Origin of the sequence: Halostella limicola, from assembly GCF_003675875.1 — an archaeon.
In the GTDB taxonomy this organism is placed as follows: domain Archaea; phylum Halobacteriota; class Halobacteria; order Halobacteriales; family Natronoarchaeaceae; genus Halostella; species Halostella limicola.
In genome coordinates, this window is record NZ_RCDI01000004.1 from 293,053 (window position 1) to 306,952 (window position 13,900).

Annotated in this window: 12 protein-coding genes and 1 pseudogene; 6 read left to right on the plus strand and 7 right to left on the minus strand. The window is 63.8% G+C overall.

The genetic code is table 11. The features are described 5' to 3' along the window. From D8670_RS18410 to D8670_RS21590, 3 genes and pseudogenes are all read left to right on the plus strand, one after another. Window positions 1-1,290 carry an MFS transporter gene (locus D8670_RS18410; RefSeq protein ID WP_121819572.1) on the plus strand — a complete coding sequence of 430 codons (1,290 nt, stop codon included), beginning with the start codon at window positions 1-3 and terminating at the stop codon, window positions 1,288-1,290. Window positions 1,291-1,536: 246 nt separating this feature from the next. Continuing rightward, window positions 1,537-2,601: pseudogene (gene nirK, locus D8670_RS18415) on the plus strand (copper-containing nitrite reductase); the annotation flags it as partial. After that, a complete protein-coding gene (locus tag D8670_RS21590) occupies window positions 2,590-2,979 on the plus strand; it encodes a halocyanin domain-containing protein (RefSeq protein WP_233752281.1) in 390 nt (129 codons plus the stop codon). The pseudogene nirK and the gene D8670_RS21590, both read left to right, overlap by 12 nt. Before the next feature lie 144 nt (window positions 2,980-3,123). On the opposite strand, the gene D8670_RS21180 is transcribed toward D8670_RS21590, so the two are convergent. The 4 genes from D8670_RS21180 to D8670_RS18430 all read right to left on the minus strand — a co-directional run bounded on the left by D8670_RS21180 (window position 3,124) and on the right by D8670_RS18430 (window position 5,276). After that, window positions 3,124-3,261 carry a hypothetical protein gene (locus tag D8670_RS21180; RefSeq protein WP_162994365.1) on the minus strand — a complete coding sequence of 46 codons (138 nt, stop codon included), beginning with the start codon at window positions 3,259-3,261 and terminating at the stop codon, window positions 3,124-3,126. 131 nt (window positions 3,262-3,392) lie between these two features. Next, window positions 3,393-4,253 (minus strand): hypothetical protein, encoded by an 861-nt coding sequence (locus D8670_RS18420; protein ID WP_121819573.1) that lies wholly within the window; start codon window positions 4,251-4,253, stop codon window positions 3,393-3,395. Further along, window positions 4,250-4,837: a flavodoxin domain-containing protein gene (locus tag D8670_RS18425; RefSeq protein WP_121819574.1), complete on the minus strand. Its 588-nt coding sequence runs from the start codon at window positions 4,835-4,837 to the stop codon at window positions 4,250-4,252. Before D8670_RS18425 ends, D8670_RS18420 begins: the two co-directional genes overlap by 4 nt. A gap of 58 nt (window positions 4,838-4,895) precedes the next feature. Next, entirely contained in the window at window positions 4,896-5,276 is a 381-nt protein-coding gene (locus D8670_RS18430) for a DUF8147 domain-containing protein (protein WP_162994366.1), read from the minus strand. A 400-nt stretch (window positions 5,277-5,676) separates the two neighbouring features. Between D8670_RS18430 and D8670_RS18435 the strand changes: the two genes are divergently transcribed. Together D8670_RS18435 and D8670_RS18440 are read left to right on the plus strand one after the other, a co-directional pair. Continuing rightward, the gene (locus D8670_RS18435; RefSeq protein ID WP_121819576.1) at window positions 5,677-5,967 is read left to right on the plus strand and encodes a DUF211 domain-containing protein; all 291 of its coding nucleotides are present in this window, start codon (window positions 5,677-5,679) and stop codon (window positions 5,965-5,967) included. 6 nt (window positions 5,968-5,973) lie between these two features. Next, window positions 5,974-6,555, plus strand: a complete 582-nt coding sequence (locus tag D8670_RS18440) for a VIT1/CCC1 transporter family protein (protein WP_121819577.1) — start codon at window positions 5,974-5,976, stop codon at window positions 6,553-6,555. Window positions 6,556-6,588: 33 nt separating this feature from the next. On the opposite strand, the gene D8670_RS18445 is transcribed toward D8670_RS18440, so the two are convergent. The 3 genes from D8670_RS18445 to D8670_RS18455 form a co-directional block, all read right to left on the minus strand. Continuing rightward, window positions 6,589-9,279, minus strand: a complete 2,691-nt coding sequence (locus tag D8670_RS18445; protein WP_121819578.1) for a cation-translocating P-type ATPase — start codon at window positions 9,277-9,279, stop codon at window positions 6,589-6,591. Between the two features lie 980 nt (window positions 9,280-10,259). Further along, entirely contained in the window at window positions 10,260-11,090 is an 831-nt protein-coding gene (locus D8670_RS18450; RefSeq protein WP_121819579.1) for an ABC transporter permease, read from the minus strand. Between the two features lie 2 nt (window positions 11,091-11,092). Further along, complete coding sequence (locus D8670_RS18455) at window positions 11,093-11,842, minus strand: ABC transporter ATP-binding protein (RefSeq protein ID WP_121819580.1); 750 nt, start codon at window positions 11,840-11,842, stop codon at window positions 11,093-11,095. Between the two features lie 105 nt (window positions 11,843-11,947). Here D8670_RS18455 and D8670_RS18460 point away from each other — a divergent pair, with 105 nt between their 5' ends. Further along, complete coding sequence (locus D8670_RS18460; protein ID WP_121819581.1) at window positions 11,948-13,894, plus strand: nitrous oxide reductase accessory protein NosL; 1,947 nt, start codon at window positions 11,948-11,950, stop codon at window positions 13,892-13,894. Window positions 13,895-13,900 lie beyond the last annotated feature (6 nt).

Genomic DNA, 13,900 nt, shown 5'->3' on the forward strand with positions numbered 1-13,900 from the left:
ATGAGTACGGGAACTGAACTCAAACAGGGAATCCGCGAACACCTCGGGCAGTTCTCACTGCACGTTCTGTTAGTGTTCGCCACCGGGTTGACCATCGGGTCGGAACGTACCGTCGTCCCCGTTCTGGGAAAGGACATTCTCGGCGTCGAGTCGTTCCTCGTTATCGGCTCGTTCGTCGTTTCGTTCGGGTTCGTCAAGGCACTACTTAACCTGTACGCTGGCAAGTGGGGCGAAGAGTACGGACGCAAGCCAGTCCTCATCCTCGGATGGGCAACGGCTCTTCCCCTCCCGATCATCCTTATTTTCGCCCCCAGCTGGGGCTGGATCACCGTCGGGAACATTCTGCTGGGTATCAATCAGGCGTTGACCTGGAGCATGGCGATCAACGCCAAGATCGACCTCGCAGGCCCCGAACAGCGCGGGCTGGCGGTCGGTATCGATGAGGCGTTCGGTTACACGGGCGTCGCCGTCGGTGCTTGGATAACGGGCGTTATCGCTGGGCAGTGGAACCTCCGGCCTGAACCGTTTTTCTTCCTCGCCGCCGTCGTGGGGTTGGCGTTCCTCATCTCGATTTTCCTGATCAAGGAGACTGTCCAGTACGCGCAGGCAGAGGCTGACGACGATCATCACGATGCAAATCTTCCGTTCAACGATGTCCTGAAGCGAGCGACCTACGGTGACAAGACGCTGTTCGCTGCCGCACAGGCTGGCCACATCGAGAACTTCGTCGATACGTTGTTCTGGATCGCCGTCCCGCTCTACCTTACGACTCAGGGACTGGGCATCGCCGCAGTCGGCGTCGTCGTCGGCGTCCACAGTGCGATGTACTTCCTTCAGATTGCGACCGGTGGACTTGCAGACCGTATCGGTCGCCGGCCGCCTGTCATCTGGGGGATGTTCCTCGCAGGTGCCGGCGTCCTCGGAATGGTACTCGTCGAGGGCTACCTTCCCTGGGCCGTCTTAGCTGCCATCTCCGGACTGGGCATGGCGTTACTGTATCCCAACCTGATGACCGTACCCGGCGATGCAGCCCACCCGACGTGGCGGTCGGCAGGCATGGGCGTCTACCGGATGTGGCGTGACTCCGGATACGGCGTCGGCGCGATCCTGATCGGGCTCTCGATGGAATTCGTGAACGCGGAAGCCGCGTTCTACATGACTGCGGTTCTGATGTTCATTTCGGGCGCAGTCGTGTACGTATGGATGGAGGAAACACATCCCGACTTCGGTACGCACGAACCACCGGCTCCGGCCCCGGAGTCACCGACGGACGCGGTATACGAGGACTGAAATACGAACACTCACCGATGGTGACGGTTGGAAACACGCTCAGGATGCCCCAGAAAGAAACCGGGCGCGGATAGCAGACCGGCCAGTCCGGTTGAACACAATGTACAGAGCACGGTAGTGACAGTACCAAAAATAGTGCCCGGTGAATCAAGGGTGGAGAGGCTATAAATCGAGCCTTCTCGCTTCCTGAGAAACTGTATACCCCGTTATGTCCTCTCCATTCTTTTATAACATTGTGAACCACCCATGAGTTCCGTTCCAACTACCACCCGACGACGCGTCCTGCAGAGTCTCGGCATAGCCGGCGCGGCAGCCGTCGCAGGCTGCGTTTCAGCACCGAGCGCCGACCTCGAAACCGCTCCACAGTCACCGAACATGAATTCCACACGATCACTCGAAACCGACCGCGTTGCAGCGAACCCGACCGCGATCCCGCCGCCGATCGACCGCAACAGCCCCGAGACCGTCAGCGTCGAGCTGACGACGCTGGAGCAGGTGGCCGAGATCGAACCCGGTGTCACCTACACGTACATGAGCTTCGACGGCCGGATCCCCGGTCCGATGATCCGGGCTCGCGTCGGCGACCACGTCGAAATGACCGTCACGAACGACGAGGCCAACTCGATGCCCCACAACGTCGACCTGCACGCCGTCCGCGGCCCGGGCGGCGGCGCGGAGGCGTCGATGGTGGCTCCCGGCGAGACGAAGACGTTCACGTTCAAGGCAACCTATCCCGGGTTGTTCGTCTACCACTGCGCCGTCCCGAACATGGACTACCACATCTCCAGCGGGATGTTCGGCGCGATCCTCGTCGAGCCCGAAGAGGGACTGCCGGCGGTCGACCACGAGTTCTACCTCGGGCAGCACGAACTCTACACGACGGGCGACGCCGGCGAGGAGGGACACCACGACTTCGACTTCGAGGCCATGGCGGCCGAGGACCCCACCTACGTGCTGGTAAACGGGGAGAAGTACGCCATCGGCCCCGACGGCTACAACGAGATGCGGATGCGGACGGGCGAAACTGCCCGCGTCTACTTCGTCAGTGGCGGTCCGAACCTCCTCAGTTCGCTCCACCCGATCGGTTCGGTTTGGGACGAGGTCTACCCGCAGGGCGGCATCGGTGGCGACGTCCACCGGAACGTCCAGACGACGCCGGTCCTGCCGGGATCGACCACCATCGCGACGCTGCAGGCACCCGTCCCCGGTCCGATCAAGCTCGTCGACCACGCCCTCTCGCGGGTGGCCCGAAAGGGGGCTCTCGCTGTCATCGACGTCCAGGGGTCGCCGAACAGAGACGTGTTCGACCCCGGAACGGAGGCCAGCGTTACCTCGCGCGGGTCCGACGGCCTCGATGGCTGGTTCGACGACGTAGACAACTACGACGGCATCGTCGACCGGACCGGTGAGGACGAGGTCTCCGTACAGGTCGGGTCGCAAGCCAACGGCGGTGGGTTCGGATTCGGTCCCGCCGCCGTCAGCGTGTCACCCGGGACGACCGTGGTCTGGGAGTGGACCGGCGAGGGCGGGAGCCACGACGTTCAGGCCGACAACGGCTCCTTCGCCAGCCAGATGACCGACGAGGCCGGCCACTCGTTCGCCCACACCTTCGACGGAACCGGGACGACGAAGTACTACTGCATGCCCCACAAAGCGATGGGTATGAAAGGCGCCGTCGTCGTGGAGTGAGTGTTCGCTCACTGCCCGGCGATTCCGACGCCCAGCGTGACTTTTCCTTCGACCTGTCCGGTCAGTCCCCTGTGAATCGCCGGTAAAGCGTCGCGACCGACAGTCGCGGCGCGCCAGAGCCTGCGTAGAAAGAAATGTACCGTTTCAGCGGATCAGTTCGTCGATGAATAGCTCGACGTACTCGGTGAATGCGACGGTCGGCGTCCCGGGCAGATACACCGGAACGTCGGACTCCTGGATCGGTACGTTAGTGATCGAATCTCTGGGTTCGGTTGCGTCCATGAGTCACTTTATCGCCAGAGTGCTTTATGCATTCCTAAACAATGTTGTGGTATTTGAAACCAATAATCATAGAAGACCAATTCCATGTGGCCTGGCGGGGGCTTCTACAACCGAGTACCGTTTCTGAACTCCTAACCGTCGCTTGCCGTCTCCGCCGTCGTCGACGTGCTAGTCGTACGGCTCGCATCGATAGCGCGGAGAAACCGTCCCATCAAGAGCAGGCTCATAGCAGTTAGCACCCCGAAGATGAGTATTTGCGGCAGCGGGACCGGTTGCCCGTCCCGAACCATAAACCAGGCCATGGCCAGGACCGCACCACCCAGCGTCGCTACCTTCACGAGGAGTACCGCCGTAAAGGCGTAGCCCCACGCACGTCGCTTCCAGTGTAGATACGCGGTGAGCGCGAACGCGGGGAGGATGATCCCGAGATCGAACGAGTAGATGACGGACGTCGGGAGTCCCGCCTCGGTGATACTGGCGGGCGTCGTTCCCGCGAGCGTCGCCGGGAGGATCTCAGAGAGCCAGAGGGACCCGATCAGAACGACGAGCAGCACCTGGAACGCTACGTACGACCGTACCGACGAGTCGCCGACGGCGCGTTTGAGCGCGTCGGCATCGAGGCGAGCCATCCCGCCGACGAAGGTGAACAGCGTCAGCCACAGCAGCGTCGTGTACACCAGGTATAGTTCGTTGAACGCGGTCATGAACGAGTACGACGCGTAGGTGTACAGCAGGTAGCCGGTCACGCCGAGCCACGTGACGTACCCCCGCAGTGAACCGCGGGTCGCGTAGAACAGCGAGACGGCGAAGGCGGGCACGGCCACGGCGAGCGTCAACAGGTCCTGGCCGTAGACCTGCGGGAGGAGCACGGGGGCGTCGCGGTAAAACCCGGGCACGAACAGTCCGACGCCCGTCGCAACGACTGTCAGGATGAGTATCGCGACCGAGGCGGCGACGTACGCCCGAGGAAGCGGTGAGTTTCGGACCGTCATTCGGCGTTCCCGACTCCCGCGTTAGCGGCCGGTACGGGGACGCCCAGGCGCCCCTCGACGAACGCGGCGACGTCGTTCGCGAAGTCCTCGACAGCCTGCCAGTCGGTGAACTCGGCGTCCTTCGACGTGTCGAGACCCGGCATCTCCCGCTTCACGACCTGTTTGACCACGAACCGCTTGAGGAAGCCGAACCCAGAGAATCGCAACGCGCCGCCGAACTGTGCGATCCGATCCGGGTGCCACTCGGTCTCGTCCAAGAACGCCTCGACGTAGCCAGCCGCCTGCTCCTTTCCCTCCTCGGTCGCCGCCGACATCGACACCTGGAAGAACGCCGTCGGGCGACCCGAGAGCGCGTCTCGGTTTGCAGTCACGAAGTCTGTGACGGCCTGCTGGTGTTTCCCGCCGTGAATGGACGCGCCGACCAGTACCGAGTCGTACTCCTCGACGGTGAGGTCAGCGGGCTTCTCAACAGCGTTCACGCCGGTCGCGTCGTGTCCGCGATCGGTGAGCACACCGACGATACGGTCGGCGATAGTTGCGGTCTGTCCTACCCCAGTTCCGTAGTATACGAGGAACGAAACCATAGAGAGCGATTGGGCTGCAAACACGATAAGGATAGCTAGGCGGGATCTGACGACGGTGTCACCGCCGATGGTTCCCGCGTCGACTCGACCGCCCCAACCAAACGTACGTAAGAACGGCAGTGGCCATACCGGCGCCGACGGCGAGCACGAGCGACGAGACGACGCTGCGCTGGACCGCGACCGTCGCGAGGATCAGGACGGCGAGGAAGACGACCCCGAACCCGGTAGTCGCGACGGCGATTCGCCGGTGCTGCCCACGGGCATCCTCACTGAGGCCCACGTAGACCGCTGCGGCCACGCTGACGCCTGCGACTAGCCCCACGGGAAGGCCGAGGAACAGGGAGAATTCGATCCACGGGAGAGCGAGTTCGGTCACCGCGACGCCGACGACGACGAACGCGGCGAATCCGGCGGCGAGGGCCATCGCGAGGGGTTTCATCTGCATGGTCGTCGTACGTCGTGTCCGTTTGAATAACTATCTGTTACCGGAGCGATGCTGCGGCCTCGACCAGCATCGGGGGAGATGTGCCCTTTGATCCCGTCTCTGTTCGCTGTCTGCAGGGAGCAGTGTCGGGCAAGCCGTCCGCCCGAAACGGGTGAAAGAGTGTCTGCTCAACTCCTGGCCTCGATCCGTTCGACCGCGAACAGGCCGTCGTCGGTGAGAACGGAGCGAACGCGACCGTGCCACGCTTTTGTGAACGTCGCGCGCTCCTCGCCGGTCGCCGACCCGTCCCTGCAGACTAACGGACAGCGATCACTCACAAACCGCTTCCAAGGTCCCGCGGACTCGCTCGCTGGGAGCGGTAAGTTCATGCGGGTCACCGTACATAGAACTGACAATGGGAAACCTTCGACGCGTAGTACTCGACATCTTGAAACCACACGACCCACCGCTTTTGGAGTTCACGGAACAGCTCTCGGCCATCGATAGCGTTACAGGGATATCGTCCTCGCTTATCGAACTAGACCAGAAAGTCCAGAATGTTAAGCTCACGATCGAGGGAGAGGACTTGGACTACTCCGCCATTGAGGAGGAGGTCAGTGAACTGGGTGGAACTGTCCACTCGATCGATCAAGTGGCTTACGGGGAGTACGTCGTCGAAGAGCGACGCACCCTGCAGGATGGTTAACCGATCGTGTCTAAGAAAAGACAACTTTTGCGGTCACTCCTCGGTCGAGAAGATGTCGTCTCGATCTCCCGACGATATTTCGTCTCGAACGGGTTTGACGGAACGTTGACGAGTGTGGGGGTCATCGTCGGCGCAGTCCTGTCGGGTGTGCCCGATGGGATCACAGTCATCAAGATAGGCCTCGGCGCTGCGGTTGGGCTAGGGACGTCTGCGGTCTGGAGCGTGTGGGAAATCGAACGCGCCGAGACGAAAGCAGAGATCCTGCGCATGGAAGAGGCGATGTTAACCGACCTTGGAGATACCCGCGTTCAGCGCGAACAGCGAGGTGCACGTGTGATCCATGCGACGGCGAGCGGTCTCGGTCCGCTGATCGGTGTTCTTATTCCGCTTGTCCCGTTTCTCTTCGAGGGATCCGTGTTCTCGATGGCGGAGGCGGGCGTCGTCGGGGTCATACTTGGGATCGCCGTCCTCGCCATCTTCGGCGCGTACATGGGCTCCATCTCCGGCCAGCGGTGGTACGTGTCGGCTATCCGGATGGGACTTGCCGGCCTGGTCGTCGCCGTGATCAACCTCTTCTTGCCCGGGTAGTAGTCGCAGTCCCCGTGCTTTCCCACGTCCGCTTCAATCGGCGCGCGTTCTCTGTGGATCGTCGCCATCGGCAGAACGCGTTGTCGCGTGATCGCTACCGGCGTACCGCCTGACGAGCCACCCGACCAGTACGAGTGCCGGCGTACCCAAGAGGAGTACGAGTCCCAGTAGCGCCCAGTCCGCTATGCCGAGTGGGACAGTCCCGAAGTACTCGTTCAGCGGCGTGTAGAGAACGGCCAGTTGGAGGCCCAGTGACGCCGCAACGGCGGCGGCGAGCCAGACGTTTGACAATGCGGGTGTCCTTCTCGTCCACCGGACGACGTACAGCTTGACGAACTCGAAGACGACGAGCCCGGTGAACACCATCGTCATCGCGTAGGGCGTGACCGCTGGCGCGCCGTCGATCACATAGAACATCAGGCCGAGCAGCAAGACTGTCGCGATCAATCCGGCCCCGCCGATGAACCCCACCATCTGACCGTCGATGATCCCAGCGTCTCGTTCCCGGGGGTCCCGCTCCATCACGTCCCCACCCGGGTCAGTACCGAGTGCCAGCGCCGGCAGACCGTCGGTGAGGAGATTGATCCAGAGCAACTGAACGGCCGGCAGGATGAGGTACCCGAACAGCGATGCCAGAAATACGATCGCTACCTCAGCTACGTTGGCGCTGAGCAGATAGGCGACAAACTTCCAGATGTTGTCGAAGATGGTGCGTCCGCGTCTGATCGCGGCACGGATCGACGCGTAGTTGTCGTCCAGTAAGACGATGTCACTTGCCTGTTTGGCGACGTCCGTCCCTCGGACACCCATTGCGATGCCGACATCGGCGTTTTTCAGCGCCGGCGCGTCGTTGACGCCATCGCCGGTCATTGCCACGGTGGAGCCGTTCGCCTGGAGCGCCTCCAAGATCCGGACCTTGTGAGTCGGCTCAGCCCGGGCGAACACGTCGATTGCCTCGACGCACTCGCGAAGCGCCGCATCGTCGAGCGCCTCGATCTCCGCCCCGGTCATCACGTCGGACTCGATACCTACCCGGGACGCGATCGCGCGTGCCGTCGCGGGGTTGTCCCCCGTTATCATCTTCACGTCGATGCCCGCTCGGTTCGTGTCGGCGATCGCGTCGCGGACCTCTTCGCGTGGCGGGTCGAGCAACCCCTGCAGGCCGACGAAGACGAGGTTCTCTTCGGGCCCGCCCGCGTCGTCCCGGTCCTTGTACGCGAGCCCGAGTACTCGAAGCGCGCCCTCGGCGAACTCGTCGATCCGGGCTTCGATGTCGACTGTCGTCGACTCGTCAAGTTCAGCGGGTCCTGCCTGCGTGAGCACTCGTGTCGACCGCTCGAGCACGACTTCCGGGGCGCCCTTCACGTAGACGACTTCGTCATGGATCGTGGCCATGCGCTTGCGCTCCGAGGAGAACGGCACCTCGTCGCGCCGCGGGCGGTCCTCGCGCCGACGGTCGACGTCGATGCCGCGCTCCGCCGCCGCTGCGACGAGCGCCCGTTCGGTCGGATCGCCCGAATCCTTCGTCGCGTCGTTGCAGACGGCGCCGATCTCGAACAACCGATCCAGTCGCTCTGCCAGTCCGTCCGCGGTATCGGCGGTGGTCGTATCGCCGTGTTCGGTTTCGGTAGGAGCGTCCGCGCGCACTTCGGCCGTGGCCTCGTCAGCTCCGTTTCCGCCGACCTCGATCACGGTGTCGTGGACCCAGGCTGCCCGGACCTGCATTTCCCCCTCGGTCAGTGTTCCAGTCTTGTCTGTACAGACGACGTCGACGGCGCCGAGGGCTTCTACGGCCGGCAGCGTTCGGACGAGTGCGTTCTCGTCGGCCATCCCGCGGACGCCAAGCGCTAGCGTCAGCGTGACGACTGCCGGGAGCCCTTCGGGGACGGCGGCCACCGCAAGCGACACAGCGGTCAGTCCGGCCTGAACGAGTCCCCGGCCGTCGGCGAGGAGTAGAGCGACGACGAGGGTCGACAGCAGTATGACGCCGATCCCGAGACGGCGTCCCAACCGGTCCAGATCGCGCTGAAGCGGAGTGCGAGAGTCCTCGGCGTCGACCAGCGCCGTCGCGATCTCGCCGACCTCCGTTTGCATTCCCGTTTCGACGACGACGGCGACCCCCCGTCCGCGAGTAACGTTTGTTCCTTTGTAGGCCATGTTCTCCCGCTCGGCGAGCGGTGTCCCGGTATCGACCGTTCCCGTCGTCTTCTCGACGGGGACGCTCTCGCCGGTTAGCGGCGCTTCATCTACTTCCATGTTCGCTGCCTCGACGAGTCGCGCATCGGCTGGGACGACGTCACCCTGCTGGAGAACGACGACGTCGCCAGGGACGAGCGCCGTCGAGTCGACGGACCGTTCGTCCCCGTCACGGCGGACGGTGATTTCCGGAGTCGCCATGTCGCGGAGAGCTTCGAGGCTCTGTTCCGCACGGTATTCTTGCACGAACCCAAACACGCCGTTCAGCAGCAGGATGCCCCCGATGAGGACGGCGTCGACGACGTGACCGATGGCAAATGAGAGGGCGGCCGCGACGAGCAACACCCAGATGAGTGCGCTTGCGAACTGCGCGAGAAAGATCGCAAGCGCTCCCCGTCCCTCCTCTCCCGTTATCTCGTTCGGCCCCGATCGCTCGCGTCGCTTGCCGGCCGTCGTCGCGTCCAGCCCCGCCGGCGTCGTGTCCAGTTCATCGTAGATCTCGTCGAGGGAACGTGCGTGCCAGTTCATGTGGGATCAGTCGGCCCTACCGATTGGAACACACAGCCGTTTTACCGGGCTGTCTCCACCCGTTCGATCGTGTTACCCATCGCGACACCGTTACGGTAATTTCGGTACAGTATCCGTGCCTATTAGATTTCGGTGGCAAAGGTGGACGCGAGCAGGGTCTGACAGACCTCCGTCCGGGGGGTTCTTCGAAGATCGCTGGCGGTGGAATTTGAGAACTAACATCCGCGAGACACGCACCTGGAACTCCGCCCCCGAAACGGTCGTGCTAATCGCGATGAGTCATGCGTTTTGGATGGTGGCGATCGCTCCCTCCACTCCTGCGTCCACCCCCGAGTTGGCTTGCTCCGGTTGTCTTCGGATCCGGACTCGTCGGCGGCCTGCTCCCGGACCATGACGCGTGGGTACCGACTCGATTCTACCTCCGGCGAACACTCAACACGGGGTGGTACGACGTACCAGATTCACGAAGCCGATATCCGAGCGGGCCAACACCGACGAAACGATAGTGGTCGGAAAAATCTTGTACTTCTGCTAACCTTCGCTACTACATCTATGAAAATCATTTATAATGTACATCCGATAGAAGCCCCTCGCTGAGCTGTCGCGAGAAAGGTGTACGATTCGAAAGAATACCCAACAGAGTGGGTGAAGAACAGGTTCGGGGAAATATATTTACAGGATTAGTATCGTAATTCCTGTCCGTCGGGCTCCACTACTGTCTGTAGTTGCCATTACCCACTTTGTATTTTTCAAACGCATATCCGGATTTAATTAGAATTCCACGATCTCCGCCCCAGCCGTTCCTATTGTTCGCGAGATTTCTCTACGACTCGGGAGGGGGTCCAGCGACGATAAACTCGACAGGCCCGGAATCGGCCTTTCGTTCCGGACCAGCGTTGACGGGTAATCCGGATCGCCTCGGGTGTGGAACCAATATCTGACGATCAAGAAGGACGGCGTTCCCGTCTCGGCCGACGAACTCAAGCGCTTTCCGCGAGATGTGAGGAGCTAGTCCAGGCGGTGATCGCGGCGGCCAGCAGTGACGTGACGGCCCAGAGACAGAGGGACAGGACGCTCACGAGGGGCGCCGCCGGTCTGACGACCGTCGTCGCGACGGGCGCGGCGACGTACGTCATCACCAGACCGCGGTACGCACTGACCGGGCTCAACGCCAGGTACCACGGCAGGATGCTTTCGCCGATGATCCCGCCGGTCAGTCCGAAGAGGATGGCGAGGTCGAGTCCGATAGCGACCGCCACGGTGAGCGTCAGCGCCGTGACGAGCCCGCGCCGCGCGGACCTGGCCAGCGTCGACAGGAGGACCATCAGCGCGAGAAACACGGCGGCGAACGCGGTCGTCAGAACGACGAACCGGAGGTAGTAGACGGGCGAGTCAAGCCCGGAATACTCCGCCAGCACCGCCGCGGGTGGACTCGCAAACGACACCGTCGCGCCGGCGACGAGAAGCGACCCCGCCACGACGAAGAGCGTCCACGCCAACCGGCCGCAGTAAATACCCATGACGTACGAGCCGGCGTCGAGTGGGTACGTCTGCAGGACGCTCGTTTCTCCGCGCTCGCGGTCCGCGAGCACCGCACGATAGCCGACGGCCGCTGTCAGCGCCGGGACCAGAAGCTCGACGGGCATGAGCAGCGTCAACGTCAGCGGCACGTAGCCGCTGGTCTCGCTGATGGCTCCGATACCGACGATGATCGCGAAGAAAGCGGCGGCGAGCAGCCATATCGTCCGACTCCGCCGTAGCGTCGTCACCTCGCGTTCGAGGACGGTCGCAAAGTGCTCTGCATCCGCCATCGTCACTTCTCCTCCGTTCCGGTCTGTACTGCCGGGGTGGGCCCGACGGTGGCGAGGAACGCCTCCGACAACGAGTCGGTGTTCGTTCGCTCGAGAAGCTCCGCGGGCGTCCCGTAACTGACTGCGGATCCGTTGTCGAGGACGACGATTCGATCGGCGTCCGCGGCGTAGCTCAGGTCGTGTGTCGTCAGGAAGATGGCCGTCCCCTCGTCTGTCTGCGCCGCGGCGACGTCGAAGATCTGTTTCGTCATCCGCGGGTCGAGACCGCTCGTCGGCTCGTCCAGGATGACCAGCGACGGGTCACCGAGAAAACTCTGTGCGAGACCGAGCAGCCGCCGCATCCCGCCGGAAAGCGCATCGACGCGTCGGTCACGTACGTCCCCGAGGCCAACCCGGTCGAGCACGGTACCGACGTCGACAGGAGTTGCTAGCAAGTCGGCGTAGAACCGGAGCGTCTCCTCGACCGAGAACGCGGGGCGAAACCGGGGGGTCTGCGGAAGGTACCCCACCTGTCGTTCGCCCCGGGCGTCGAGCGAGATCTCCCCGCTGTCGGCGCGGCGCAGCCCGGCGACGATTTCCGCGAGCGTCGTCTTTCCGGAGCCGTTCGGCCCGACCACGGCGGTTATCGACCGCCGCGGGACCTCGAACGAGACCCCGTCGAGCACCGACACGGCGCCGAAAGAGTAGTCCACGTCGTCGACCGTCAGGAGCGGGGCGGACTGCGCGGTCGTCTCCCGACTCGTTTCGCTCATCTAGTCGGCAGTGACGCCCCGCCCGGTCCTAAGGCTGGCGCTCCCCCGCGGACGGGCTGATCCCGGCGATGCGTATATAGCGACCGCCGGCCTAAGTTTCGCGTAATGCACTCGCGTCACCTCGCTGTGGCGTTCTCTGTTCTCGTCGTTCTCGGGGCGCTCCCGTTCGCGATCACGCCTGATACCGAAACGGGGTCAGTCCCGTTCGAGCAGACCAAACAAACGGGGCTGCCGGACAACGTCGTCCGCGAGGCCGAATCTTCCGATCTCGTGATCCCGAAAGCGGAGGTGTACTACTCGCAGTATCGCTACGTGATGGGCTACTACGGCGTCACGTCGCTCGTCGCCGCGCTGCGTACCCAGGAGCCCGAGGCGTTCGGTTCGCCGACGCGGATCTACGTCTCCGATTACGCCGGGATCGACCTCTCGCTGACCGACGACGGCCACCTTCGGGCGCCGCCCACTGCGCCGACGAAGTGGGTCCGCGCGGACGAGGCGTACTTCGTCGTCGGGAGTAACGCCACGATCCCCACGCGCGACGCCGCCATCGTTCCGTTTTCCACCCGGACGGACGCCGCCTCCTTCGCTGACCGGTACGGCGGCGAAGTGCGACGGTGGGACGCAACGCAGCGGGCTTCGACCGGTCGTCTGGGGCGATCGTCGGCGGACTGGCGCGAGGTCGTCGACCAGCGACGGGATCGAGCGAACGCGACGGTAGCGAGGGCGGAAGCGTTGCGCGACCGTCCGGTTTCCGTCGTGGTCGGCCGCGACGCGGCGACCGTGGCCGACGCCGTCGAACAGGCGCCGCCGAACACGACCGTTCGCGTGCCCTCCGGAACGCACCGGGTCGACGACCTTCGGGTCGAGAAGCCTCTCACGATTCGCGGTTCGGGCGCGAACGAGACCCGCCTCGTCGGCGACGGGAACGGTAGCGTGATCACGGCCGAGGCCCCGCGAACGGCCGTCGCGGACCTGGCGATAACGGGGGTCGGCGACAACAGAAGCGGGCGCGACCGGTCCGTCGACGTCCCCGTCAACGAGAGCGCCTGGAACTACGACATCTGGAAGGTCCACGGCTACGGTGACGCGGCCGTCGTGTTCGACACCGCCGGGGGGTCGCTCGTCTCGTCCGTCCGGATGAACACGACGTCGAACGGCGTCGTCTCGCGCAACAGCCCCGGAACCGCGGTGACGAACCTCTCCCTGTACGGGACCAAGCGGTGGGAAGACGGGTTCATCGGCGTGGTCACGCTCGGGGGCCGGGCGGTCGTTCAGGACTCCGAGTTCTACGGCGGGAAGGTCGGCGTCTACGCCCACGAGTCCGACGGCGCCGTCGTCCGAAACGCGTCGATGGAAGGGATGATGGTCGGCGTCTTCGATTTCTACGGCATTCGGACGACGGTGCTCGATTCGAGCGTCGAGGACACGTGGAACGCCGTCTACGTCGAGCATCGCTCGTACGGCGCGGTCGTCGCCGGGAACGACCTCCGGAACAGTCGCAACGGCGTCCTCGTCACCGGGCAGGCGAACTACGTCGCGGACAACGTGGCCGTCCACAATCGGAACGGGATCAGCGTCCACGGGCAGTTCTCGACGTACGAACGGAACGTCTTGGCGAACAACGTCCGGGGGGTTCGCGTTCTCTCGTTCTACCCGACGAACACGGTGACCGAGAACGACGTTCTGGCGAACGAACGACCGGCCGAGATCGCCGGGTTCAACATTCAACACGTCTGGCGAGGGAACTACTGGGAGGGTGCGCCCGGCATCGACGGCGACGGCGACGGGCGGCTGTCGCGGTCCTACCGCGCGACCGGCGCGGTCGACGGCCGCATCGGAAGCGTCGATGGGACGCCCACTCTCGCCCGGTCGCCCGCGGTGACGTTCCTCCGGGAGTTACAGCAGGTCCTCCCGGGTCTCCGGTCCGGCGATATCGTCGACGCGCGCCCCCGCGCCTCTCCGACGCGTCCGGAGACCGTCCGGTGGGTCGAATCGACGTACGACGGCGTGGGGCGGCACTCGGACGACGACCCGTGGGACTTCAGGATGTGACGGTGG